This window comes from Streptomyces sp. NPDC051364 (assembly GCF_040682115.1).
Classification (GTDB): domain Bacteria; phylum Actinomycetota; class Actinomycetes; order Streptomycetales; family Streptomycetaceae; genus Streptomyces.
Map to the genome: position 1 here is coordinate 16708 of NZ_JBFBAH010000026.1, position 25420 is coordinate 42127.

The 25420-nt window shown below is 71.6% G+C and carries 21 protein-coding genes; 4 read left to right on the forward strand and 17 right to left on the reverse strand.

Going from position 1 to position 25420, the window contains the following annotated elements; translation table 11 throughout:
* Positions 1 to 22: 22 nt before the first annotated feature.
* From AB0M76_RS33715 to AB0M76_RS33770, 12 genes are all read right to left on the reverse strand, one after another.
* On the reverse strand, positions 23 to 790 hold the full coding sequence (locus AB0M76_RS33715; protein ID WP_365956561.1) for a response regulator transcription factor: 768 nt from the start codon (positions 788 to 790) through the stop codon (positions 23 to 25).
* 151 nt (positions 791 to 941) lie between these two features.
* Complete coding sequence (tsrT, locus tag AB0M76_RS33720; protein WP_365956562.1) at positions 942 to 2663, reverse strand: tryptophan 2-C-methyltransferase; 1722 nt, start codon at positions 2661 to 2663, stop codon at positions 942 to 944.
* Between the two features lie 40 nt (positions 2664 to 2703).
* Positions 2704 to 3915 (reverse strand): acyl-CoA dehydrogenase family protein, encoded by a 1212-nt coding sequence (locus AB0M76_RS33725; RefSeq protein WP_365956563.1) that lies wholly within the window; start codon positions 3913 to 3915, stop codon positions 2704 to 2706.
* Between the two features lie 21 nt (positions 3916 to 3936).
* On the reverse strand, positions 3937 to 5151 hold the full coding sequence (locus AB0M76_RS33730; protein ID WP_365956564.1) for an acyl-CoA dehydrogenase family protein: 1215 nt from the start codon (positions 5149 to 5151) through the stop codon (positions 3937 to 3939).
* Between the two features lie 31 nt (positions 5152 to 5182).
* Entirely contained in the window at positions 5183 to 6481 is a 1299-nt protein-coding gene (locus AB0M76_RS33735; protein ID WP_365956565.1) for an ATP-grasp domain-containing protein, read from the reverse strand.
* Positions 6478 to 7764 (reverse strand): SidA/IucD/PvdA family monooxygenase, encoded by a 1287-nt coding sequence (locus tag AB0M76_RS33740; protein ID WP_365956566.1) that lies wholly within the window; start codon positions 7762 to 7764, stop codon positions 6478 to 6480. Before AB0M76_RS33740 ends, AB0M76_RS33735 begins: the two co-directional genes overlap by 4 nt.
* Positions 7761 to 9038 carry an ATP-grasp domain-containing protein gene (locus AB0M76_RS33745; RefSeq protein WP_365956567.1) on the reverse strand — a complete coding sequence of 426 codons (1278 nt, stop codon included), beginning with the start codon at positions 9036 to 9038 and terminating at the stop codon, positions 7761 to 7763. Before AB0M76_RS33745 ends, AB0M76_RS33740 begins: the two co-directional genes overlap by 4 nt.
* Positions 9035 to 10345: an MFS transporter gene (locus AB0M76_RS33750; RefSeq protein ID WP_365956568.1), complete on the reverse strand. Its 1311-nt coding sequence runs from the start codon at positions 10343 to 10345 to the stop codon at positions 9035 to 9037. Before AB0M76_RS33750 ends, AB0M76_RS33745 begins: the two co-directional genes overlap by 4 nt.
* Positions 10342 to 11439: an FAD-dependent oxidoreductase gene (locus AB0M76_RS33755; protein WP_365956569.1), complete on the reverse strand. Its 1098-nt coding sequence runs from the start codon at positions 11437 to 11439 to the stop codon at positions 10342 to 10344. The genes AB0M76_RS33750 and AB0M76_RS33755 overlap by 4 nt, the downstream gene beginning before the upstream one ends.
* Positions 11436 to 12971, reverse strand: coding sequence for a class I tRNA ligase family protein (locus AB0M76_RS33760; protein ID WP_365956570.1), 1536 nt, complete (start codon positions 12969 to 12971; stop codon positions 11436 to 11438). The genes AB0M76_RS33755 and AB0M76_RS33760 overlap by 4 nt, the downstream gene beginning before the upstream one ends.
* The gene (locus AB0M76_RS33765) at positions 12971 to 14251 is read right to left on the reverse strand and encodes a SidA/IucD/PvdA family monooxygenase (RefSeq protein WP_365956571.1); all 1281 of its coding nucleotides are present in this window, start codon (positions 14249 to 14251) and stop codon (positions 12971 to 12973) included. The genes AB0M76_RS33760 and AB0M76_RS33765 overlap by 1 nt, the downstream gene beginning before the upstream one ends.
* Before the next feature lie 168 nt (positions 14252 to 14419).
* Positions 14420 to 15805, reverse strand: coding sequence for an MFS transporter (locus AB0M76_RS33770; protein WP_365956572.1), 1386 nt, complete (start codon positions 15803 to 15805; stop codon positions 14420 to 14422).
* Positions 15806 to 15977: 172 nt separating this feature from the next.
* On the opposite strand from AB0M76_RS33770, the gene AB0M76_RS33775 reads away from it, so the two are divergent.
* Together AB0M76_RS33775 and AB0M76_RS33780 are read left to right on the forward strand one after the other, a co-directional pair.
* Positions 15978 to 16379: a DUF1992 domain-containing protein gene (locus AB0M76_RS33775; protein WP_365956573.1), complete on the forward strand. Its 402-nt coding sequence runs from the start codon at positions 15978 to 15980 to the stop codon at positions 16377 to 16379.
* A gap of 86 nt (positions 16380 to 16465) precedes the next feature.
* Positions 16466 to 19138, forward strand: a complete 2673-nt coding sequence (locus tag AB0M76_RS33780) for a SpoIIE family protein phosphatase (protein ID WP_365956574.1) — start codon at positions 16466 to 16468, stop codon at positions 19136 to 19138.
* A 42-nt stretch (positions 19139 to 19180) separates the two neighbouring features.
* Here AB0M76_RS33780 and AB0M76_RS33785 read toward each other — a convergent pair whose 3' ends face one another.
* Both AB0M76_RS33785 and AB0M76_RS33790 read right to left on the reverse strand, forming a co-directional pair.
* Positions 19181 to 19924 carry a carbonic anhydrase gene (locus tag AB0M76_RS33785; protein ID WP_365956575.1) on the reverse strand — a complete coding sequence of 248 codons (744 nt, stop codon included), beginning with the start codon at positions 19922 to 19924 and terminating at the stop codon, positions 19181 to 19183.
* 115 nt (positions 19925 to 20039) lie between these two features.
* Complete coding sequence (locus AB0M76_RS33790) at positions 20040 to 21236, reverse strand: Gfo/Idh/MocA family oxidoreductase (protein ID WP_365956576.1); 1197 nt, start codon at positions 21234 to 21236, stop codon at positions 20040 to 20042.
* Between the two features lie 123 nt (positions 21237 to 21359).
* Between AB0M76_RS33790 and AB0M76_RS33795 the strand changes: the two genes are divergently transcribed.
* Positions 21360 to 21710 (forward strand): hypothetical protein, encoded by a 351-nt coding sequence (locus AB0M76_RS33795; protein WP_365956577.1) that lies wholly within the window; start codon positions 21360 to 21362, stop codon positions 21708 to 21710.
* Positions 21711 to 21904: 194 nt separating this feature from the next.
* On the opposite strand, the gene AB0M76_RS33800 is transcribed toward AB0M76_RS33795, so the two are convergent.
* From AB0M76_RS33800 to AB0M76_RS33810, 3 genes are all read right to left on the reverse strand, one after another.
* The gene (locus AB0M76_RS33800; protein WP_365956578.1) at positions 21905 to 22822 is read right to left on the reverse strand and encodes a trypsin-like serine protease; all 918 of its coding nucleotides are present in this window, start codon (positions 22820 to 22822) and stop codon (positions 21905 to 21907) included.
* Positions 22823 to 22884: 62 nt separating this feature from the next.
* Positions 22885 to 23505 (reverse strand): isochorismatase family protein, encoded by a 621-nt coding sequence (locus tag AB0M76_RS33805; RefSeq protein ID WP_365956579.1) that lies wholly within the window; start codon positions 23503 to 23505, stop codon positions 22885 to 22887.
* Positions 23506 to 23575: 70 nt separating this feature from the next.
* Positions 23576 to 24556, reverse strand: a complete 981-nt coding sequence (locus tag AB0M76_RS33810) for a helix-turn-helix domain-containing protein (RefSeq protein ID WP_365956580.1) — start codon at positions 24554 to 24556, stop codon at positions 23576 to 23578.
* Between the two features lie 161 nt (positions 24557 to 24717).
* Between AB0M76_RS33810 and AB0M76_RS33815 the strand changes: the two genes are divergently transcribed.
* Positions 24718 to 25398: a DUF4389 domain-containing protein gene (locus AB0M76_RS33815; RefSeq protein ID WP_365956581.1), complete on the forward strand. Its 681-nt coding sequence runs from the start codon at positions 24718 to 24720 to the stop codon at positions 25396 to 25398.
* Positions 25399 to 25420 lie beyond the last annotated feature (22 nt).

The window sequence follows — 25420 nt, forward strand, 5'->3', positions numbered from 1 at the left end:
CGCATGTGGCGATATCGACGGATCAGCCGTGCCCCAGACCGGCGTCGCGGGCCAGCACGATGGCTTGGGACCGATCGGCCACGCCGAGTTTGCCGAATATCGTGGAGACGCGGTTGCTGATGGTCTTCGATGCGAGCACGAGCTCACGGGCAATGGCGGCATTCGACTTGCCCGCGGCGATACGCTCCAGAACGTCCCGCTCCCGGTTGGTCAACTGCGGGAAGGGGTAGTAATACTGCCCGGTCGACGCCGGACACATCAGGGCTCCGAGCCGGTTGGCGATCGACTTATCGACGATTCCCTCACCGGCCGCGACGGCCTGAATACCGCGCAGGATCTGGTCCGCGTCGGCCCGCTTGAACAGATAGCCGCGCGCACCGGCCTGGAGCGCGGCGGTGATGACCCGGTCGTCGTCGACCGAGCTGAAGACGAGGATGCCCGTTTCGGGCCATAATCTCAGCACTTCGGATATCACCCGCATACCGGCCCGTTCGTCCATGAGCGGGTCGACCACGAGGACGTGTGGCCGGCAGCGGGAGGTCTCCGCGATCACCTCGTCCGCCGTGGCGGCCTCGCCGACCACGGATATCCCCCCGGACCGTTCCAGGACGGAACGGACTCCGTGGCGAATCGCGGGCTGCGCGTCGGCGAGCACGACGGTGACGGTGGCGACAGGTCTGGCGACGACCGCGAGATCACCGTCGGGCCGTCGGCCCGTGAACTCCCTTTCCGCCTCACCCTGTGACGAGAGCGGCCAGAGCAGCCCCTTGATGTTTGCCGTCTGATGCATTTCTACCTTCCCCCCGAATCGATCTTTTACGGCGGCCCAGGCCGACCGGCCGTTACCAGAATGGTGCACAGGCCAGTCTTACCGCAACGGTCGGGGGGATATCCGCGCGGCGCGATCACCATGGCGGTAGCGACATTCACATCCGACCATGTCAGTTTTCTGCGGACTCTGCCATTCCTACCTCTTGCGCCTGACGGAGAATTGCCTCCCGGTCTCGCCAATGCGCCCAGAATGCTCCGGTGTATCCGAGTCCGCTGAGACTCGTCAGGAACGGATTGTCCGCGTAGTTGTTGTCGTGCTCACTCGAGCCGGCCAGCGTCGGCAGCATGACCCGGTGGTGGTCGGATGGGTCGACGAGCTCCCAGAGCAGTTCCACGGACCGGCTCCACCGCCCGGAGGGGTCCTTGACCGTTTCGGGGTCCTCGAGAAGATCCGGCGAGAAGTAACAGACGAGCCGGAAGTTGCCGGACTCGTCGAACATGAACTGCCGCTCGTACTCGACCGGCCCCGAGCACCGGGCCAGCGGCTTCAGCACGATCGGCTCGGTGGCCGTATTCGACTGCAGTCCGGGCACCGTCCGCACCCCGTCGCACTGCTCGGCCATCGCGATGCCGAGCGGTGTGTGGGGGAAGAGCCGCAGCCCCAGCGAGAACCCGGTCACGGTGGCGTCCAGTGCCATGAACGCCTCGACGCATTCGCGCATGGACTGCCGCGTCTCGCCCGGCATTCCGAACAGCGCCTCGACCATGGTCATCATGCCGTTGGCGTGGCAGAGCCGGACCAGTTTCTCGGTGTCGGCGAAGGAGTAGTACGTGGTGCCCTTCTCGGTGACCTTCCAGCCGCGCAGCATGTCCGCCCGTACGTGGTCGGAGCCGACGTTCACCCCGCGGCAGCCCGCGGCCGCGAGCAGCTCGGCGAACTCCTCGTCGAACGGAGAAGGCTGGCAATAGACCCACAGGCGCAGCTCGTTCAGCGGATTGCCGGAGTCGGCGTGTCTGCGGCGGACGATCTCGCGCAGCAGCTGCTTCGCGTGGGTTATGGACAGGTTGAACTCGCTGTCGGTGGTGTGCTGGTCGAGGATTCCCTGCGCGGCGAGGGACTGCATCTCGTCGACCACGGCGGCGACGTCGCGCCGGCCGAACCGGATGCCCTTCGCGTCCGGTTCGACGCAGTGCGAGCAGCGGTAGGTGCAGCCGTTCTTGGTGAGGATGCCGGCCAGCCCGCCGCGTTGGTAGTAGAGCAGGTTGTCCACCTTGTGCGGCGAGCCGGAGCGGCGCAGATATGTACCGGCCTGGTCCACCTGCCACACGCGGTCCTCGAACTGCCCGGCGGGCCGCGGTGCCACGGCGCGACGGGGCGCCGGGGAGAGCGCCGGCGGCGGTATCCGGACGACCCCCTCCCCCGTGTTGCACAGCAGACCGGACACCGTGCCCGTGTCGCGGCCGGTGACCAGCGCGTCGGCGAGATCGCAGATGATCTGCTCGCCGGGGCCCTTGACGCCGAAGTCGATGCCGAAGTAGTCGACCAGCGCGAAGGGCATGGTGGAGAAGCCGATGCCGCCGCCGACGATCGGCGCGTCCGTCAGGCGCTTGATCTCGGTGATGATCTCCTTGTGCTCCCCGATGAAGGGGCGCTGCTCAAAGGCGTAGACGGTGTCGGTGTTGCGGATGGTGACACCGACGAGGACGGGACTGCGCGCTCCGAAGTATTCGGAGAGGCAGGACTTCCAGTCCTCCCGGTGGAACGTGAGGTCGACCACCTCGACCTCGAAGTCGGCGGCCTCCAACGAGGTCGTGAGCACGTCGAGCGCATAGGGCGCGATCGGTGGGTGCACCTTGTTGGGATTGACCAAAAGCACCAGGCCTCGGCCCATCGGACTTTCTCCCCCCTGGCCTGCACGCAGGCGAATTGCGTTATCTGACGATGCCGAGGCAGATCCCGAACTCGGGTTTCCCGCCCAGCAGATGGGCTCCGGCCGACTGGAGAATGCGGTCCTGGGCGGTGGCGTGCTGGCACATGGTGGTGGTGTCGCGCAGCCAGCGGTCCATCGGCGACGACTGGTGGATCGACCAGGTCTGGAGCAGGTCGAAGAGCCGGCTGACGATCGACCGCGAGGTGCGGAAGGCGTGCACCCAGGCGATCGGCGACGCGGCGCGCTCCTCGGGAGTGAGGTCGTCCAGGGTGCCCCCGGCGGCCAGCACCTCCCACTGGCGCCGCTGGCTCCCGTACACCCCGCCCCGGGTGGCGAGGAAGTCCGCCTCGCACTCGGCGAGCGTGACCTGGGCCCGGAAGTGGTCCTTCCACGCCACCCCGGTCATCCGGTCGACCCGGGTCCGGGCGATCTCCCGCGCGTGGTCCAGCGCGGCCCGGGCCACCCCGAGCGCCACGCCGCACATGCTGCGCGTGAACGCGTCCGGCTGGGCGAGCGGGCCCGGCCGGCCGCGTACCTTGCCGAAGCTGTACGTGTGCTCCTCGGGGACGAAGACGTCGGCCATCGTGTAGTCGCAACTGCCGGTGCCGCGCATGCCCATGGTGTGCCAGTTGTCGATGACCTCCACCTGGGCCCGGGGCACCAGGAACTGCCGCGACTCGTGCGGATTGCTGCCGTCCGGGCTCGCGTACGGCTTGCCGTCCTCGTAGACGAACGCACCCGAGGTCACCCAGTCGCAATGGGTGATCCCGCTGCCGAACGACCAGCGGCCGGAGAGCCGGAAACCACCGGGAACCAGCTCGGCGCGACCCGTCGGCTGCAGCAGCCCGGCCATGATCGTGTCCGGGGTCGGGAAGATCTCCTTGGCCACCGTCTCGTCGAGGAAGGCGCTGAAGATGCCGCTGCTCGCGCCCATCACCGCGCACCAGGCCGCGGAAGCGTCCCCGTGCGCGAGCGTCTCGACGACCTGCGTCTGCTCCATCGTGGTCAGCGCGAGGCCGCCCAGCTCACGGCCGAAGGCCATCCGGAACACCCCGGCGTCGCGCAGCATGGCCACCACGTCCGCCGGCAGCCGCCGCGCCTCCTCGATCTCCGCCGACCGCTCCCGCAGCAGCGGCGCCAGCTCCTTCGCGCGGGCGAGGAGCTCCGCCGCGGTGGCGGGCACCTCGGCCCCCGGGGTCCGGGTCATGGTCATGTGATCGCCTTTCACTTGGCCCTAGTTGACGATGCCGAGGCTCATCCGGAACTTGGGCGGCCGGCCCAGCAGGTAGGCGCCGCCGGACTCGAGGATCAGGTCCGAGGCGGCGACGTGCTGGCACATGGTCGCGGTGTCGCGCATCCAGCGGTCCATCGGCGAGGACCTGTTGATCGACCAGGCCTGGAGCAGGTCGTAGAGCCGGTTCACGATCGCCCGCGAGGTGCGGAAGGCGTGCACCCAGGCGAGCGAGGACGCGGCCCGCTCGGTGGCGGTGAGATCATCCAGCGTGCCGCCGCCGGCCAGCACGTCCCAGTGCCGCTGCGAGCTGCTGTAGACGCCGCTGCGGGCGGCGTTGAACTCCGCCTCGCACTCGGCGAGGGTGACCTGCACGCGGAAGGTGTCCGCCCACGGCGTGTTGGTCATCTTGTCCACCCGGGTCAGCGCGGTCTCCCGGGCGTGGTCCAGGGCGGCCCTGGCCACCCCGAGCGGCACGGCGCACAGGCTGCGCATGAAGGAGTCGGGCTGGGCGATCGGGGTGTCCGTGCGGCCCCGCACCTTGTAGAAGGTGTAGGTGTGTTCCTCCGGCACGAACACGTCGTTGATCGTGTAGTCGCTGCTCCCGCTGCCGCACAGGCCGGTGGTGTCCCAGTTCCCGACGACCCCGACCTCGTGGGCCGGCACCAGGAACTGGCGCGACGCGTGCGCGTTGCTGCCGTCCGGACTCGCCCACGGCTTGCCGTCCTGGTAGATGAACGCCCCGGAGGTCACCCAGTCGGCATGGGTGATGCCGCTGCCGAACGACCACCGGCCGGTCAGCCGGAAGCCGCCGGGAACCCGCTCTGCATGCCCGGCCGGCGCGATCAGCCCGGCGGTGATCACGTCCAGGCTGGGGAACACCTCCTTGACCACGGCGGGGTCCAGGAAGTTGCTGATCGCCCCCGTCATCGCGCCGATCGCCGCGCACCAGCCGGCCGAGGCGTCCCCGTAGGCCAGCGTCTCCACCACCTCGGCCTGCTGCATCGACGTCAGCTCGGGACCGCCCCACTCGGGCCCGAAGCACATCCGGAACACTCCGGTGTCGCGCAGCATGTCCACGACGTCCGCCGGGAGTTGCCGGGCCTGTTCGATCTCCGCCGACCGCTCCCGCAGCCGCGGAGCCAGTGCCTTGGCCCGCTCCAGGATCTCCGCCGCGGTCGTGGGTGCTTCGGTGCCCGGGTTCCGGGTCGTGCTCATGCGTTCCCCCTCAAGTGGTGGTGTGTGCCGGTCATTCGTCCACGTCGAGCAGGCCGGCCGGCATCTCGAACGGCGCGTCCGGATCCGGCGGGCCGATCGCTTCGGAGTCCAGTGCGACCAGCTCGGCCGCCGCGTCCAGCCGCTCCAGGCAGGTCTGCGTGTCGTCGGCCTCGCACACCACGAAGGAGTGGCGTGCCAGGTAGCCCCCCGGGGGCAGCCGCAGGGTGGTGCCGGGCTCGGCCATCGGCGCGGCGGCGACCAGGCCCGGGGCCTCGGCCGGTACGGCGACCGAACGCAGCAGGCAGTCCCGTTCCGGGTAGCCGAACCGGATGCCGGCGACGGCCCTCCGGGTGGGCCGGGTGTCCGGCCGCTGCCCCGTGGCCACGTCGAACAGCACCTCGCCGGGCTCGATGCCGGTGGCGGTCCTGCCGAGGAAGGGGATCAGGTCCCCGCCCAGCCGGCCGTTGATCTCGATGATCAGCGGCCCGCGGCCGGTCAGCCGGACCTCGCTGTGGGTGATGCCGTCCTCGATGCCGAGCACCTGGTGCGCCCGGGCCAGGGTGCGCATCAGCCCGTGGTCCGCCATCAGCGGGTCGGCCGCGTCGACGAGGTGCCCGACCTCCTCGAAGTACGGCTGGTCGCTGCTGTGTTTGCGGGCCACGAACATCGGCAGGTACTCGCCCTTGTGCACGGCGCCGTCGACGCTGATCTCCGGCCCGGGCGCGTACCCCTCGACGATGGCGCTCGCCCGGTACGGGCCCGGGTCGACCTCGCTCGCGGACAGGGCGATGCGGAACGCGGCGTCCAGCTCGGTCTCGTCGGCCGCGAACACGACGCCGATGCTGGCACCCATCGCGCGCGGCTTGAGCACGACGGGATAGCCGATCCGCCCGGCGGCCACCCTGGCCTGCTCCACGGTGGTGGTCAGCTCGAACCCCGGCTGGTACAGACCCGCCGCGGTGAGCTCGGCCCGGGTGAGCTGCTTGTCCCGGCAGCCGCGTACGCCGGGCACGGACAGCCCCGGCACACCGAACTCGGCGGCGAGGAGCCCGGCGTCCAGGACCAGCGGCTCGTCCCAGCACATCAGGCCGACGATGCGGCGGCGTGCGGCGACCTCGCGTGCCGCCGCGCCCATCGCCTCGGAGTCGAAGACGTTGGCGACGATGATCTCGTCGAAGTACTCGTGCTGCCAGGTGGGGTTGAGGTTGTTGAGCAGCACCATGTCCAGGCCGGCCGCGCGGGCACGGCGCCGGATCGGCGCGACGAGGTACTCGCGGTACACCTTCAGCCCGCTGCCGACGACCAGCAGTGCTCCCCTGTCGGTGGTCATCCATCGCTCCCGGTTCCGGTGGCGGCGGCGCGGCGGGCGAGCAGGTCGGTGAGGATGTCGTGCGAGCGGTGTGCGAGGACGCTGATGAGGGAGTCGGCGATGCCGTGGGTCTCCTCGTTGACGCCCTGGAGGTAGACGGCGCCCCGGGCCGACTCGCCGAGCTCGACCCGGTGGGCCCGGCTGACCGCGACCTCGTCGATGCCGACGCGGGCAGCCAGCTCCCGTACGAGGGCAGGCTTGCGGGGGTCGTAGCCGGTGCCGAGGAGGACGAGGTCGCAGCGCAGGGGCTCGGTCTTGCCGCTCATCCGGTCCCGCAGGTCGAGTACGACGTCCCCGTCCTCGAGCCGGGCGCCCACGACCTCGGTCATGGCGCGGACCTCGGAGCGCTGCGGGCCGAGGGCCTTCTGCCGGTAGAGCATCGTGTACAGCTCGTCGAGGAACGGCGGTGCCAGACCGGCGTAGTTCGTCAGCCGCATCTCGTCCAGGACCTGTGCCCGGACCTCCGCGGGGCTGTCGTAGAACTCGTCCACGAACGAAGGGAAGAACCGCTCGTTCACGAATTTGCTCGTCTGGTAGTTCTGCAGCCCGACCGAGCGTACGACCATGGTCACGCGGCTCTGCGGAAGGTTCTCGTGCAGCGCGTAGAACATCTCCGCGGCGCTCTGGGCCCCGCCGACCACCACGGCGCGGAGCGGTTCGTCCTTCGGGAGCAGCCCGATCCGGGTCCGGTACTGGGCGCTGTGGATCAGCCGGTCGGCCGGCAGGCCGGCGAAGACGTCCGGCACCCGCGGGTCGCGGCCTCCGCCGACGACAAGGTCCCGGCAGCGGATCACGTCCCCGTCCGTCAGCAGCACGCTCCACCCGGAGACCGAGCCGTCCGCTTCCACGACCGGGTCGACCTGCGCGGCGCGGGCCCCGTACTGGATCCGGACCCGATGCAGCGAGGTGGCGACCCATTGGAGGTAGTCGGAGAACTCCCACCGGAACGGGTGGAAGGTTCCCAGGTTGATGAACTCGTCCAACCGCCCCTGTTCGTGCAGGAAGTTGAGGAACGTGAACCTGCTGGACGGGTTGCGCAGCGTCACCAGGTCCTTCAGGAAGGACACCTGGCTGCGCGCCCACGGCATGAGCAGGTCGCGCTGCCATTTGACGTCCGGACTCTGCTCCAACAGCAGGGTTCCGTCGGCCAGTTCGGCAGAGCCCGATTCTTCGATGGCCACCGCGAGCGCCAGATTCGCCGGACCGGCGCCGATCGCCAGGACACCGACCTCCCGTACCGTCATGCTTCCCCCTCGATGTCGATCCGGACTGCGGCCGCGGCGGCCTCGGCCCGCCGCAGTGCCTCGGCGGAGCTGTCCGCGGTGGCCATGACGATCCCGGCGCGGTCCCAGGAGTGGCGCAGCCCGGTGAACCGGTCGCCCGGTCCGGCGGTGACCGCGACCAGGAACACCCCGTCGACCTGCCGGGCGTTTTCGACGCCGTGCACGGCCGTGACCCGGCCCGCCCCGGTGGCCAGGAACCGTACGGCCGCTCCGCCCTTGGCCCGCCGGGGCAGTTCGGCCGGCGGCTCCTCGCCCTTCATCACCGCGTAGTAGCTGCGCATGAGCTGTACGGGGTAGGCGAGTTGGATGGTGTCGACGATGCCGCCGCCGGCGAGCCGTCCCGCGCATTCCACGAGGTACGGGACACCGTCCGAGACGATCCATTCGCAGTGCACGATCCCGTCGCGGAAGCCGACGGCTCCGACGACGCGCTCCGTCTGCGCACCGAGCGCCTCCGCGAGTTCCTCGGGGATGTCCGCCGGAACGGTGTGCGCCATCTCCACCGGGTGGGGCCCGGGGAAGAGCTGTTTGCCGGTGACGTTGACGAACAGCGGGCGCCCGCCGCGTACGAGCATCTCGACGCTGAACTCGGGGCCGTCGACGTACTGTTCGGCGAGCATGGACAGTTCCATGGGCCGGTCGGGCACGAAGACGCCCTCGTCCTGGACCAGGCAGTCCGCCCAGGCCTGCTCGACGTCGGCCGGGTCGTGGATCACCCGGGTGCCCACGGTGGCCTGGCGGTTGGCGGGCTTGAGCACGACGGGGCCGGCCTGGCCGCGCAGGAAGTCCCGTACGCCGGCGGGCCCGTCCACGCGCACACTGGCCGGGTTGGCGATCCCGGCCGCGGCGCTGACCTGCCGCAGCAGGGCCTTGTCGCGGAGGATCCGGGCGGCTCCGAGGCCGGCGCCGGGCAGGCCGTAGCGCTCCGCGAGGCGCGCGGCGAACGGGGTCGCGTACTCGATCGCCGGGACGACCGCGACGGGAGCGAGGTCGGGGTGGGCGTTGTGGAACTCGTCGGCCTTGCCCGCGAGGTGGTACTCCCACTCGATCAGGCCGCGGACGAACGCCACGCCGTCGAGCTGCTCGTGCACGTGCCGCTTGCGGACGACGTCGGGCTCCTCGATGTAGATCACCGAGTCGTCCGGCTGGAACTCCCCGATGGCGGCGAGCGTGACGCCGACGAACCCGACGATCAGGACCGGCCCGGTGGCCGGGCCGGGCTGCTGCTCGTTCATGACGTGCCTCCGACGACTTCGGGCTTTCCTTCGGTGCCGGCCGCCGCGTCCTTCACAGGGGAAGGCTCGGGCGGCTGTTTCACACCGGCCAGGGCGAGCAGTCCGGCCAGGGCGGTCACGACGCCGCACAGCAGCCAGAACCCGCCGCCGAGCCTGGTCCACAGGAAGACGCCGAACAGCGGCGCGAGCGCCGAGGCCGCTCCGCCCACGGCCTGCATGGTGCCGATGTAGCGGGCCTTGACCGCCGCGGGGAACGTCGCCGGGTGGGCGAACATGCTCGGCGCGGCGATCATGATCCCGCAGACGACCAGCACCGCACCGGTGATGGTGAACGCACCGGACCGGGAGGTCAGCCCGTAGACGGCGAGGCCGACGGCCTCCACCAGGTGGCCGGTGATCACCCGTACGTGCTTCGGCAGCCTGCTGAGGTAGGCCGTGATCTTGAGCTCGCAGGTGATCAGTACGACGGAGGACACCGTGAGCACGGTGCTGTAGAAGCCGGTCGGGTAGTCGTCCGCGGCGAGCTCCAGCGGCAGGGCGATGTGGCCCTGCGCGTAGGTGAGCGAGCCGAGCAGGATGGCGCCCAGGTAGAGCAGGTACTTCCGGTCGCGCAGCATCGCGGCGTACGCCGAACGGCCGTCGGCGGCCTGTCCGGACGCCGCGGCTCCGGGTTCGGCCGCGTCCGCGGTCCTGGCTCCCCCCTCCCCCTCCACGGCCTTCTTCGGGAGCAGGGCGAACGCCAGCAGGGCGTAGACCAGAGCGGTCGCGCCGTCGATCCAGAACAGCATGTCCCAGTCGACCAGAATGACCACCGCGGCGATCAGCGGGGCCAGGGCGGCGCCGATGTTCAGCGCGATCCGCATCATCGAGAACGCCATGACCTGGTACCGCTCGGGCATCAGGTCGCTCAGCATCACGGCGGCCGCCGGCCGGTACGCCTGGGTGAACAGGCCCGCGAGCCCGACCACGACCAGCAGCGCCCACAGCATCCCCGGCCCGCTCAGCCAGGAGATCGACGCCACCAGCGGGGCCGAGGCCCCCATGGCCGCCATGATGGTGGCCCGCGGGCCGAACCGGTGGGTGATCTCGGCGCCCAGCATCGTGCCGAAGATCGAACCGATGCTGTACGCGACGAGCGAGAGCCCCGCCACGCTGACCGATGCGCCGCGGAAGGTCAGGTACAGCACGAGGAACGTCTGGACGAACGCACCGAGTTGGTTGACCAGTACGCCGCCGAGGAGATATCGGACCGGTGTCGGAGTCGCCTTCAGCGCGTCGAACACCCGGACCGGAGCATCCTCCGTCATGCCGCCCCTTCCCTCAAGACATCGACGATGCGGTCCGCGACGAGCGGGGCCGCACTGAATCCGGATCCGCCGCACGCCGCCCGCGACCAGACGGCGGGACCCACGCGGGCGAGCAGCGCGCCGCCGGTGTCCGCGTCGGCCGCGTAGTGGCAGGCCTTCACGGCGGCCACGGTGTAGCGGTGCAGGCCGGTCAGCGGCGTCGCCGCCGCGAGCCGCTCGGCCCAGGGCTCCTGGTCCTCGGCGGCGCAGTCCGCGGTGGTGTCCACCGTGCGGCAGAGCGCGTCGGAGCTGATCTTCAGGAGCGTGCCGTCCCCGGGCGGCACCGCCCAGGCCCGGCCGTCCGCGCCGAGCCCGCCGGCCGCGGGTGCGTGTTCCCACCACCGCGCCGCGCCGGCCGGCGGATGCAGGTAGACCATGGTCTGGCGGTGCAGGACGACCGGCGGCCCGACCAGGTCGCGTGTCCACGGGCCGGCAGCGACCAGGACCAGATCGGCGCCCAGCCGCTCGCCGCCTGCGAGCTGGACCTTCCCGGAGTCCGTGTCGATCCCGGTCACCGCGGTGTACGGGCGCAAGGTCACCGCCGGATGCCCGTCGAGACGGCGGGCGGCGGCGTGCAGGACCCGCTCCGCGAGCAGCACCCCGCCGTCCACGTCCAGAAGGCCTGCCGAGTCCGGCGGGAACTCCAGGTGCGGCAGCGTCTCCGGTTCCACCGTCCGTACGGGGACCCCCGCCTCGGCGGCCGATGCGGCCAGCGCGGCGAGGCGTTCCCGGGGCCGGGCGGTGACCACTCCGACCCTGCGGTGGAAGCGGGTTCCGAGCAGCGTCTCGAGGTCCTGCCAGCGGCGGTGGGCGGCGGTCATCCGCCGGGTGGCGTCCGGGTCGTCCGGGCTGAAGGTGCGGATGACCCGGTGCTGGTCGAAGGAGCTGGCGTGCGGGTTGGGGATCGGGCCCCGGTCCAGCACGGTCACGCGGTGGCCGGCGAGCGCACACTCCACGGCGGTCAGCAGCCCGGTGACGCCGGCTCCGACGACCACGACCGCGGCTCCGGCCCCGGCCCTGACCGCGGGCTGCGGGACGGAAGGAGCCGCCTTCACCGTCCCGGCTCCGCCAGGCGCGGCAGCCGTACGGGGGTGAACTCCGTGGCATGCGGCCCGGCGGGGATCGCGCCGTCGGGGAGGCCCGCCCCGGCCAGGTCGATCAGCAGCGGCGCCGCGCAGCGCAGGAACACGTCGACCTCGTGGCAGAAGTCGCCGGCGTCGGCCGGTCCCACCTCCCACCGGTCCAGCCGTGCCAGCTGCTCGGACAGGGTGAACGCGGCTGCGGTCAGATTGAAGCGGCGGACGTCGTAGGCGGCGGCGAAGCGTTCCAGGAGGCGCGCGGCCGCTTCCCGGGACCGCCCGGACACCGGTAACGGACCCCGGCCGGCCCAGCTGCCGGCCTTGTCCGCGACCCGGTTCCACGGCTGGACGAGCCGTTCGCCGGTCACCCGGTCCAGTGCCTCGCGCGTGAAGTTGGTGCGCTGGAAGTCGGGGCTGGTCGCGGCGAGGTAGAAGCGGATGACGTCCCTGGGCACCTCGGCGGCCAGCTCCCGGCCCGATACGACATGGCCGCGGCTGGTCGAGAACTTGTCGTGGTCCAGTTCGTAGAACTCGTTGGTGACGAAGTGCTCGGGCAAGGTGTAGCCGCCCAGCGCCTCCAGCATCGCCGCCCCGACGACCGCGAACGCGAAGCCGGCGTCCGACCCGAAGAAGTACACGACCTTGTTGCCGGTCTCGGAGAACCACAACTCGTCGTCGGCCGCGAGCACTTCGCCGCGCTCCTCGGCAGCGAGCGCGGTGCAGTGCATGCTCCACGCGATGGTCTCGGCATCCGCGTAGATCACCTGGTCCGCGACCTCCGGGAAGGGTGCGGGGATGCCCCACGCGATGGGCAGGGTTACGGGATAGTCCGGGAGCGGCCGGGCGAGGATCTCCTCGATCATCTGCGCCAGGCGCGGTCGCATCGTCGCAGCCTGCCGGGCGAAGTAGGTGACGAGCGCCTCGCGGTGGTCTTCGAGCGGCAGCACCAGGACCTGCTGCTTGCGCAGTTCGACCGGGTCCTCGGGGTGCAGGGTGGAACGCGGGTCGATCAGGTCGCCGGATGCGATCCAGTGCCCGCAGTTCTCGCAGAGACCGGCGCACCCGTCGGCGAGGCACACCGGGCAGCCGCCGCGGACGTAGGCGTCGGTGAGGTATTCGCCGGTGCGGGGTGCGTACGGGAACGTGACGCCTTGCAGCCGGAGTGCGCCGCTGCTGTGCAGGCGCTCGAAGAAGGTCCGGACGGTTTTGACGTACCGGTCGCCGAACCGGACGAACCCGTCCGGCCGGATGCCCATGGCCGCGAGGGTCTGCTCCACCTGCCCGGCCGACCGGACGCGCAGCTCTTCGGGCGGTACGCCCAGTCTGCGGGCGGTGGTCACGATGTAGTTCTGCGTGAAGTGCACGCCCGAGCCGAACAGCACGTCGTGGCCCGCGGCGCGGGCGTACCTCGCGCAGACGTCGGCGGCGAGGAACGGGCCGGCCAGGTGGCCCAGGTGCAGATCGCCGTTCGCGGTCGGGCCGGGGGCGATCACCAACGTCCGCTGCATCAGGCGCTCCTGGATTCGGCGCCGGCGCGGCGGGAGAGCAGGTCGGTGAGGATGTCCTGGGAGCGGTGTGCGAGGACGCTGATGAGGGAGTCGGCGATGCCGTGGGTCTCCTCGTTGACGCCCTGGAGGTAGACGGCGCCCCAGGCGGACTCGCCGAGTTCCACCCGGTGGGCGCGGCTCACCGCGACCTCGTCGATGCCGACGCGGGCCGCCAGCTCCCGTACGAGGGCGGGTTTACGGGGGTCGTAGCCGGTGCCGAGGAGGACGAGGTCGCAGCGCAGGGGCTCCGTCTTGCCGCTCATCCGGTCCCGCAGGTCCAGGACCACTTCGCCGTCCTCGAGCCGAGCCCCGACGACCTCGGTCATCGCCCGTACTTCGGAGCGCTGCGGGCCGAGCGTCTTCTGCCGGTAGAGCATCGTGTACAGCTCGTCGAGGAACGGCGGTGCCAGACCGGCGTAATTCGTGAAGCGCATTTCGTCGAGCAGCTGCGCCCTGACTTCCGCCGGACTTTCGTAGAAATCGTCCACGAAGGAAGGGAAGAACAACTCGTTCACGAATTTGCTGGTCTGGTAGGTCTGCAGGCCGATCGACCGGACCAGCATCGTCACGTGACTCTGCGGCAGATTTTCGTGCAGCGCGTAGAACATCTCCGCCGCGCTCTGCGCCCCGCCGATGACCACCGCCCGGACCGGCTCGTCCCGTGGAATCTTCGCAATCCGCGTCCGGTACTGCGCACTGTGAATCAGCCGGTCGTCCGGAAGACCGGAAAGCACTTCCGGTACGCGCGGGTCGCGGCCGCCGCCGACGACGAGGTCCCGGCAGCGGATCTCGTCCCCGTCCGTCAGCAGCACGCTCCACCCGAAAACGGCCCCGTCCGGCCCGCACACCGGATCCACCTGCGCCGCCCGTGCCCCGTAACGGATCTCGACCCGCTCCAGCGACTTCGCGACCCACTGCAGATAATCCGAGAACTCCCACCGGAACGGGTGGAACGTCCCCAGGTTCACGAACTCGTCCAACCGCCCTTGCTCGTGCAGGAAATTGAGGAACGTGAACCTGCTCGACGGATTCCGCAACGTCACCAGGTCCTTCAGGAAGGACACCTGACTGCGCGCCCACGGCATCAGCAGATCACGCTGCCATGTGACGTCCGGACTCTGCTCCAACAGCAGCGTTTCGTCCGCCAATTCGGCCGAACCCGACTCCTCTATGGCCACCGCCAGCGCCAGATTCGCCGGACCCGCGCCGATCGCCAGAACACCGACCTCCCGAACAGTCACACTTCCCCCTCGATCACAGTGATCCCAGTCGCGGACAGGCAGTAGCGAGGCTAGATTTCTGCCGTTCCCGAGAGATAGGGGAACTTGTCCCGTCGACTGGGGAATCTGGGACGGGGAAGACGGGGGTCTCGTCAACCAGGGATCCGCGGAAAGGGGAGGGCCAGGGCGTCAGGACACCGCTGCTGGTCCGTTTTCTGCCGTGGTGCGGGAGCCGGCCGGGACGGCGGCGGCCTGCTGGGCGTCCAGCCGCCGCAGGCCGGCCCGCCGTTGGACGACGGACAGCCCCGCGACCGCGGCCCCGAGCACGAGCCAGCCCGCCGGCCCGGCCGCCATCACCGCGCCGGTCAGCAGCAGCGGCCCGGCGGACTTCTGGATGGACTGGGACATGCCAGCCACCCCCAGGTACGAGGCCCTCGCCTCCTGCGGCGCGAGGGAGACGGCCAGCTCCCAGGAGGTCACCGAGCGGATCAGCTCCGCCGCGGTGACCAGCACGGCCGCGGCCAGCAGGGTGATCGAGGCGGCCCAGGCCCCGTGTTCGGGGGTGACGGCCAGCAGCGTGCAGCACGCGAGTGTCGTCAGCCCGTACAGCCCGACCGCTCCCGCGGCCTGGCGCGGCCGGCGGACCCGCGCCGACACCTTCAGCTGCAGGGCCACGACGAGCACGGTGTTGATGAAGAGGAAGGCCGGCACCACAGCGTGTGGCGCGTCGGTGTGGTCGACCAGCCACAGCGGCAGCCCGACCCCCAGGATCGAGTCGTCCAGGCACATCGGGATGTCCAGGAGGACGAACCGGAGGTAGCCGCGGTCCCGCCACGGGTTCGCGACGGCCGTCGGGCCCGCCGCGGCCGCGTCCCCGGTCCCGGCGGCCGCCTGGGCACTCCCGCGGCCGGGGCTGCCGTGCCCGTCCTGCTCCCGCGTGCGCCACACCAGCACCGCGGCCGCGAGGAACGACAGCGCGTTGCCCAGGATCAGGACGTGGTACGCCTCGCGGGTGCCGACGGCGAGACCGATGGCGGCGATGCCCGAGCCGAGCGCGTAGCCGGCGTTCGCCGCGCTGCGCGACAGCGCCTGGTACGTGGCGCGCTGTTCGCCCGCCGCCCGCGTGGCGAAGAGCATCTCCAGCATCTTGGCCGCCCGCTCGCCGAGGGAGGTGACGGCGACCACGAGCAGCAGCACCTCGAAGCGGGTGATCACGAGCATCGCGCAGACCGTCCCGAGGCGCAGCAGGTGACTGCCGATCAGCAGCGTGCGTACGGGGAAGCGGTCGGCCAGGTGGCCGGCCAGCGGGGAGCCGGCGATGCCCGCCACGCCGGCCGCGCCCAGCAGCAGGCCCAGCTGCCGGGCGTCCAGGCCGACCACGAAGGTGAAGTAGAGGACGCAGGAGGCGGCCCAGACCCCGGTCCCGGTGCGGTCCAGCAGCTGGGCGAACAGCATGATGCGGGCGTCCCGGCCGCCGGGCGGGCGGCGCAACTGCGCCAGCAGTCCGGCTCCGCCCCGCCGGTCCTTCAGGTTCCCCGCACCGCACAGGTTCCCCGCACCGCACCGCCGGATCATCCCGGGCCTCCGCATCCCCCGCCAAAGTATCTCGATGTCGAGATACCCTGCGGTAGCCTGCCCGAGGTTAATCTTGACGTCAAGATAATTTTTGCGGTGATCGGCCGGCGGCCCGCCGCCTGCTCCCCGCCCGGCGATACGCTGATCCGCAGAGGCTGCCGAGGAGGGAACCGTGACCGAGCGCAAGCCACCGGGCGTCAGTTTCGAGTCCTGGGTGGACCGGCAGATCAGGGAGGCCGCCGAGCGCGGCGAGTTCGAGAGGCTGCCGGGCTACGGCAAGCCGCTGGCCTCGATCGACGCCCCGTACGACGAGCTGTGGTGGATCCGGGACAAGATGCACCGCGAGGGGTTCGCGGCCCTGCCGCCGGCGCTCGCCCTGCGCAAGGAGGCCGAGGACGCCCTGGAGGCCGTCCGGGCGGCCCCCTCGGAGCGCCGGGCACGGGCCGTCCTCGCCGAGATCAACGAGAAGATCCGCGCGGCCCTGCGCATGCCGCCCCCGGGGCCGCCCCTCCGGCTCACCGAATTCGACGTCGACGAGGTGCTCAGGACCTGGCGGGAGAGCCGGACCGACTGACGGCGCGCCCGGACGGCGCTCGCGGCTCTCCCGGCTGCGGACCACCGACAGTGCTACAAATGGTTCGTGACCCATCCTTGCAACCCGTGCCGGGGACGTCGGTGCGGTCACTGAGCAAGAAGCGCCCGCGCAGCGTCGCCCGACAGGTATTCGTCCTTCAGGTGGCGATCGTGGTGCTGCTCGCCGCCGGGGCGGTACTGGCCCTCGTACTCCAGTCCCGGCGCGACGTGGACCGGGAGGCCCGGACCCGCTCCGTGGCGGTCGCGCAGACCTTCGCCCATTCGCTCGGACTGCGCCAGGCGCTCCTCACCCCCGATCCCTCCAAGATCCTCCAGCCGCTCACCGAGGTGACGCGCAAGGATGCCGGAGTGGACTTCATCGTCGTGATGAACGACCAGGGGATCCGCTACACCCATCCGCTCCCCGACCGCATCGGCAAAAAGTTCGTGGGCACCATCGCGCCCTCACTGGCCGGCCAGGTGTACACCGAGAGCGTGAAGGGACCCCTGGGCCAGGAGATCCAGGCCGTGGTCCCCGTGTTCGCCGATCCCTACAAGGACGGCGGCCCGGTCGTGGCCCTCGTGTCGGCCGGCCTCACGGTGAAGAACGTCACCGGAGTGGTCGACCGGCAGCTCCCCGTCATCCTGGGCACCACCGCGGCGGCCCTCGCCCTGGCCACGGCCGGCGCGGCGCTGATCAGCCGGCGCCTGCGCCGCCAGACCCGCGGGCTCGGCCCCCTCGAGATGACCCGGATGTACGAGCACCACGACGCGGTGCTGCACTCCGTACGCGAGGGGGTGCTGATCACCGACGGCGGCGGCCGGCTCCTCCTCGCCAACGACGAGGCGAAACGTCTGCTCAGGCTCCCGGCGGACGCCGAGGGGCAGCACATCCGGGAGCTGTCGGGGCTCGACCGGCAGATGGCCGACCTCCTGCTGTCCGGCCGGGTGGCCACCGACGAGGTGCACGAGGCCGGGGACCGGCTGCTGGTCGTCAACCAGCGCCAGACCCGGCCCCGCGGCAGGCCCGAGGGCACGGCGGTCACCATCCGGGACTCCACGGAGATGCAGGTGCTCAGCACCCGCGCCGAGGCGGCCCGCAAACGGCTCAGGCTGCTGTACGACGCGGGCGTCGGCGTCGGCACCACCCTGGACGTGAAGAAGACGGCCCAGGAGCTCGCGGACGTCGCCGTACCCCGGTTCGCGGACTTCGTGACCGTCGACCTGGCGGAGCCCGTACTCCTCGGCGACGAGCCCACCACCGTCGCGGCCGACATGCGCCGCACCGGGGTCAGCGGCATCCGGGACGACGTCCCGCTCTACCCGAAGGGCAGGCTGATCGACTTCCTGCCCTCCACCCCGCAGGCGCGCGGGCTCAACAGCGGCCGGGCCGAGGTGGTGACCGACCTGACCGACGCGCCGGGCTGGCAGGCCCAGGACCCGCCCCGGGCGCAGGCCATCATCGACTACGGCGTCCACTCCCTGATCACCGCTCCCCTCAAGGCCCGCGGGGTCGTCCTCGGCGTGGTCAATTTCTGGCGCGCGGAGCGGGAGCCGTTCGACGAGGAGGACGTGTCGCTGGCGGAGGAGCTCGTCGCCCGGGCCGGGGTCAGCATCGACAACGCGCGCCGGTACACCCGCGAGCACGCCCTGGCCGAGGCCCTCCAGCGCAGCCTCCTCCCGCGCGACCTGCCCGAGCAGAGCGCCGTGGAAGTCGCGCACTACTACCTGCCCGCGCAGTCCGGGGTGGGTGGCGACTGGTTCGACGTGATCCCGCTCCCCGGCAGCCGCGTCGCCCTCGTCGTCGGCGACGTCGTCGGGCACGGTCTGCACGCCGCCGCGGCCATGGGCCGGCTGCGTACGGCCGTACTGAACTTCTCGTCCCTGGACCTGCCGCCCGACGAGCTCCTCGCCCGCCTCGACGACCTCGTCCAGTACATCGACCAGAGCGTGGAGGGCGGCGGCGGCGAAGGCGGCCTGATCGGAGCCACCTGCCTGTACGCCGTGTACGACGCGGTGACGCAGCGCTGCACGGTGGCCCGGGCAGGCCACATGCCGCCGGCGGTGGTGCGCCCGGACGGGACGGTGGAGATCCCGGAGCTGCCCGCTGGGGCGCCGCTGGGGCTCGGCGGGTTCCCCTTCGAGTCGGCGGAGCTGGATCTGAGCGAGGGCACCCAGCTGGTGCTGTACACCGACGGGCTGATCGAGGAGCGCACCCGTGACATCGACGAGGGGCTCGCGCTGCTCCGCTCGGCCCTGGCCCACGCGGACCGCAAGCCCGAGGAGACCTGCCGGGCGGTCCTCTCGGAGCTGCTGCCGGTGCGCCCGCGCGACGACGTGGCGCTGCTGGTCGCGCGGACGTCGGCGCTGCCGGCGGACCGCATCGCCGAATGGGAGGTGCCGTTCGAGCCGAGCGCGGTCGGGGCCATGCGGGCCCTCGCCGTGGAGAAGCTGGAGGAATGGGGCCTGTCGGAGCTGGCCTTCGGCACGGAGCTGGTGCTCAGCGAGCTCATCACCAACGCGATCCGGCACGGCGCCGAACCGGTCCGCGTACGGCTCCTGCACGACCGGGTGCTGACCTGCGAAGTCTTCGACGGCAGCAGCAGCTCGCCGCGGCTGCACTACGCGAAGACCACGGACGAGGGGGGCCGCGGCCTCTTCCTGGTGGCCCAGATCAGCCGCCGCTGGGGGGCCCGGTACACCCCGGAGGGCAAGGTCATCTGGTCCGAGCAGCCCCTGCCGGAACCCGAGGAGACCTGAACCCCCCGGCCGGCCTCGGGGGAGGTCCGCGAGGTGCGTGCCTCAGCGGATCCGGCGCACCCGCTGGGTGGTGAGTTCGTACCGGGCGCCGACCACGGCCAGCTTCCCGGCCGTGACCCGGGCGGCCAGATCGGGCTCCCCCGCCAGCCGGGAGCGTACGAGCCGTACGTTCTCGGTGACCGCCGCATCGACACGGGCCTCCCGGCGCAGGCTGCGGTCGACGGCCGGACGGATCTGCTGCGCCAGGTAGCGCAGGTGTCCGGGCAGCTGCTCCAGTCCCTCGGCGGCGCGGACCGCGGCGGTCACGGCCCCGCAGGACTGGTGGCCGAGCACCACGACCAGCGGGATCGCCAGCTCCACGACCCCGAACGCGATGCTTCCGAGCACCGCGTCGTCCAGGACCTCACCGGCCGACCGTACGGTCATCAGATCGCCGAGCCCCTGGTCGAAGACCAGCTCCGGCGGGACGCGGGAGTCGACGCAGCCCAGGATGACGGCGAACGGGTGCTGTTCCCCGACGAGCGCCTGCCGTACGGTCCGGGTGGCGTCGGGATGCCGCTCGTGGAACGTCCGCCAGCGGATGTTGCCGGCCGACAGCGCGCGCAGCGCCGCCTCGGGCGTGGCGGGCCGCGGGCCGTGCAGACCGGTACGGGCGCCGCCCGCCGTGGAGCCGGCCCCGGACGCCAGCCCGGCGCACAGGGCCACGGCACCGGTCAGGGCGCCCCGCACGAGTCCGCGCCGCCCGGGAGTCCCGTCGGCCCGGTATCGCTCAGCAAGGACGCTCATGCGGGCCCAAGCTAGGGCCCTGCGGGCCCGGGGGCCGGAGGCAGGCCCGCCCTTGGGGAACTCTTGGACAAATGCCGCCGGACACCGCCTGGGCCGGCGAGCGTCACCGGGCCGTTCACCGGTGCTCGGCGGGCCGCTGGCCGCGGTCGAAGTACGCCACCAGGTCCGGGTCGAGCGGCGGCACCCGCCGGGGCGTGCCGCCGGCCCGCAGGGATTCGGTCGCCAGGCAGCCCACGGCGACCGCCATACGGGCGGCGACCGGCGAGGTGTCCGTGGCTCCCCCGTGGCGTACGAAGCGCAGGAACTCGTCGATCAGGAGCGGGTCGGCGCCGCCGTGCCCGCCCGCGGCCGCCGCGTCCGGGACGGTGTGGGAGGCGTCCGGCTCGGCCCGGTATCCGGAGCGCCGGGTGTTCCAGACCCGGACCTCGGCGCCCGGGCCGTCGCCGAAGTTCTCCAGGCGGCCGGCATCCCCGATGACGGTGTAGTTGCGCCAGTAGTCGGGGCTGAAATGGCACTGCTGGTAGGCGGCGAGCACGCCGTTGGCGAGGCGGAGGTTGAGCAGCGAGACGTCCTCGACGTCGATGACCGGGTTGAGGCCGCGCTGGGTGTGCGGGGGCCAGTGCCCATCCTCGGTGTACCAGTCGTCGCCCTTGGGTTCGCCGGGCGCGCGGCGGTGCGGGTTGTCCCCGTAGACCATCAGGTCGCCCATCGCCTGGAGGTCGTCCGTGTAGGCGCCGGCCAGCCAGTGCAGGACGTCGATGTCGTGCGCGGCCTTCTGGAGCAGCAGGCCGGTGGTGTACCGGCGCTCGGCGTGCCAGTCCTTGAAGTACCAGTCGCCGCCGTAGCCCACGAAGTGCCGGACCCAGACCGTCCTGACCCGGCCGATCTCGCCGGCCGCGATCAACGCGCGCATCGTCCGCACCACGGGCATGTGCCGCATGTTGTGCCCGACGTACAGGCGGGTGCCCGTCTCGCGGGCGGTGCGCAGGAGCTCGTCGCAGCGGTCCACGGAGATGTCGAGCGGCTTCTCGACGAAGACGGGCTTGCGGGCGACGAGTGCCTGGCAGGCCAGGTCGGCGTGGGTGTGGTCGGGGGTCAGCACGAGGACGGCGTCGACCTCGGGATCCTCGACCACCGCCCGGTGGCCGGCGGTCACGTACGCGCCCGGGAAGGCCGCGGCGGCATCCGCCCGGGCCCGCGGATCGGGGTCCGCGACCGCGGTGACCGCCGACCCTAGGCCGGGGCGGTGTGCCGTGCGCGCGATGCTGCCGCGCAGCCCGAATCCGAGGACGCCGATGCGAAGGTCAGTCATGGCCGACTCCCTTCCCGTCCCGGCCGCGTTCATCCGCCCGGCCGAGCACCGGATGCCGCCCGCGCGCCGCCGGGGCAGGCTGTGGGCAAGGCCAGTCACCACCGCACAGACGAGGACCGCGCCATGTCCCACAGCCGGCGTATCGGCGTCATCACCGCGGCCGCAGCACTGCTGCTGACCGCCACCGCCTGTTCGGGCTTTGGCCGGACCACCGTCGGCATGCTCACCTTCCGCGGCCACGACTCGCCGGTCGAGCTGAGCTACTCCAACACGCTGGTGCAGGGCTGCCACAAGATCGTCCTCCCGAAGGGCGCCACCCACGTCGAGAACAACACCCTCGTCGACGTCGTCCTGTACCGGACGTTGGACTGCAAGAAGGCCGACGGGGCCGACGGCATCTACGTGGGCACCACGCTCTCGAACGTGACGGCCCCGGTCACCCTCCCCTGGCGCAGCTTCAGCGTCGTCCACTGACCCCGAGGCTGCTGGGCGGCGTACGCGTGCCGGCCGTCATCGGCCGACGTGCCGACGCACGGCCTGCGCGGCGCTGCCCCACACGAGTCCGGCGCCGACCGCGGTGGCGCTGCTCCCGGGCCCGTGCGTGCGGGCCCGGGAACGCGCTCGGCCGACAGCCGGCTTCATTCAGCGGAGGTGATCCTGGCGGAGCGTCAGGAACCCATGGTTCCGGGCACCTGGGACCATGTCTGGCTCCAGCAGCCGGCGTTGTGGTCGGCGTCGATGCCGAGGACGCGGCCCCCGTCACCGGTGGCGTAGACGTGCACGACGTTGTTGGCCGCGGTGCTGGTCAGCGCGGTCATGCCGGCGCCGTCGACGCGGCTCCACTGCGACGACCACGCGCCTGCGGCGTGGTCTCCGACCGTCTGGTGGAGACCGCCGTCCGTTGCCATGACGTCCAGATACGTCGACGTGCCGACGGCGGCCACGGCGATCTGCTGGCCACCGGCCGCGTACGGCGTGACCTTCGTGGTCTGCCGCACCCACTCGCCGAGATCGTCCGTACGGACGGCAACGGCATGGCGACGCGTTTCGGCGGGGTCGCTGCCGAGGCACCCGGCCTGCCGGGAACGGCTGTTGACGGCGACGACCTCGCCGTTGCCGTTGACGGCCGGGCCGCCGGCGTCCCCCTTGCAGACGGTGTCGCTGCCGGCGCTCTTGCCCTTGAGGGTCACGGTCGTGGTGCCGATGGCGGCGGCGTCGAAGGCGCCGGTGTGGACCTTCCCCGGCACCCGGTCGGTCTTGGTCCGTCCGAACCCGGCAGCCGTGAGAACGGCCCCCTGGGCCGGCGCCGCAGCGGCGAGCTCGGCGGGCGCGATGCCGGTGACCGACCGCGCCAGCTTGGCCAGGACCAGATCACGGTCACCTCGGAAGACGGTGGCGAGGCCGATGGAGCCCGCGATGCCTGTTGTGCGCGTGCGGAGCGCTCTGACGAAGGATCGAACGACCCCACCTCGCGCGCCGTGGCATAGCGGCCCACGAGTGTGGGTGCGTTCCTTCGCGACGCGCTGGTGGACTACTTGGAGGCGCCAAGTGCCACGAGTGCGTGGTCGCGCTTCTGCGGGTTCCAAGGTCTTGCCGACGCCGGCCCACTCGTTCTTGGCAGGTCCGGGCCCTCCTGCGTTCCGGGGCGTCAGGCCGGGAGGGAGTCCACCGTGGGGGCCACCGGGGCGAAGAGGTCGGAGATCGTGGTGAGGCTTGCCGACTGGAGGGTGGCGGCCGGGATCAGCGTGCCGTCGGGCGCCGTGAGGGTGCGGGTCGCGGTGGCCTCGGCGACGACGGTCGGGCGGTAGCCCAGGTTGAAGGCGCCCTGGGCGGTGAACGTGACGCACATGTGGGTCATGAACCCGGCGATCACCAGGTCCGGGCTGGCGCCCAGCTGCTGGAGGGTCTTCTCCAGTTCGGTGGCGTGGAAGGCGTTCGGGAACTGCTTGACCACGACCGCCTCCCCCTCGCACGGCGCGACCTCGGCGCTGATGGCACCGATCTCGGCCCGGATGTCGTACGGGGTCCCCTCGCCGCCGTCGTTGACGATGTGGACGACCGGCGCGCCGGCGGCCCGGGCCGCGGCCAGCAGCCGGGCACCCGCCGCAAGGGCCTCCTCGGCGCCCTCCAGGGCCATCACGCCGGAGCGGTAGGTGTTCTGGAAGTCGACCATGACCAGGGTGGCCTCGGCCAGGCGGGGCAGCGTGCCGGGCAGGCCGATCACATCGCGCAGGGTTTTGGATGCAGTGGATGCAGTGGATGCAGACATGCTGAAGCGTCCTTCTTGTGGGAAATGGGCACGGCGAAGCCGTGGCTCGGCGCGGAATCGCACCGAGCAGTCAGTGGGCGGTACGGAAGCGGCGGCGGTACGCGGCCGGGGTCGTGGCGATCTGCTTGCGGAAAGCCCGGTGCAGGGTCTCCACCGAGCCCAGGCCGGCCGCCGCGGCGACCTGCTCCAGCGGCCGGTCGGTGGTCTCCAGCAGCCGGCGGGCGGCTTCCACCCGTACGGCCTCCACGTAGGCGGCGGGGCTGGTGCCCAGCTGCTTGCGGAACGTACGGGCGAAATGGCGCTCGCTCAGGCTCATCCGGGCCGCGAGCGCGGCCGCCGACAGGTCCGCGCCGAGGTGTTCGGTGATGTAGGCCCGCAGGGAGTCGATGTCCCGGCGGGAGGCCGCCGGGCGGCTGAGCGGCACGCTGAACTGGCTCTGGCCGCCCTGCCGCTTGAGGTACATGACCAGCTGCCGGGCGACCGCGAGGGCCAGTTCCTCGCCGTGGTCCTCGGCCACCAGGGCCAGCGTCAGGTCCATGCAGGCGCTGATCCCGGCCCCGGTCCACACCCGGCCCGACCGGACGAAGATCGGGTCCGGGTCGACCTCCACCCGCGGGTGCTCGGCCGCCAGCTGGCCGGCCGTGGACCAGTGGGTGGTGGCCCGGCGCCCGTCCAGCAGGCCGGCCGCCGCCAGCAGGTGGGCGCCGACGCACACCGAGGCCACGCGCCCGGCGTACGGGGCGGTGGCGGCGATCCACCGCACCACCGCCTCGTCGACGTGCGCGACCGGGCCGTCCTCCGTCAGCTCGACGGCGCCGGGCACCACCAGGGTGTCCACGGCGGCGCCGACCTCGGCGAAGGAGAGGTCCGTGACCAGCCGGACGCCGGCCGAGGTGGTGACCTGGCCCCCGTCCGGGCCCGCCAGGCGTACGTCGTACAGCCGGCGCCCCGCCTCCCGGCTCGCGAGGGCGAAGACCTCGGCGGGGCCGGTGACGTCGAGCAGGTCGACATCGGGGAAGACCGCGATCACGACGCGGTGGGGCGTGGACATGCGTCCATCCTGGCCGGACGGGCAGGCGTCCGCAATGACGGTTGTCTGTCACATCCGGACACACCGGATGCCGACTGGAGCATGCCCCGTACGGCGCGGATGATGGAGGGGCACAAGGTCCGGGGGGCTCACGACGCCGGACACGGGACGGTGACGCAATCATGTCCGCGAACGTTTCTTCGTATCGCTCGGTCAGGGTGAGCGCCGGTCTGGACAGCCCGCTGTCGCGCTGGCTGTGGCTGGTCAAGTGGATCCTGGCGATCCCGCACTACATCGTGCTGCTGTTCCTGTGGATCGCCTTCATCGTGGTCAGCGTCATCGCCTTCTTCGCGATCCTGTTCACCGAGCGCTACCCGCGCGGCCTGTTCGACTTCAACGTCGGCGTGCTCCGCTGGTCGTGGCGGGTCTCGTACTACGCATACGGAGCCCTGGCCACCGACCGGTACCCGCCTTTCAGTCTCGGCCCCGAGCCCGGCTATCCGGCACGCCTCGAGATCGCCTACCCGGAGCGCCTGTCCCGGCCGCTGGTCCTGGTGAAGTGGTGGCTCTTCGCGATCCCCCACTACCTGGTCATCGCCTTCTTCACCGGGGGCATGCGCCACGGCTGGTGCGGCGGAGGCGGTCTGATCACGCTGCTGGCGATCATCGCGGCCGTGGTGCTCGCCTTCACCGCCAAGTACCCGCGTGACGTGTTCGACCTGATCGTGGGGCTGCACCGGTGGGTGCTGCGCGTCGCCGCGTACGCCGCGCTCATGACGGACGAGTACCCGCCGTTCCGGCTCGACCAGGGCGGCGACGACCCCGCGCCCGCCCCGGCCGAGGCCCCGGCCCCCTCTCCATGACCTGAACTCGATCCGTCGCCGC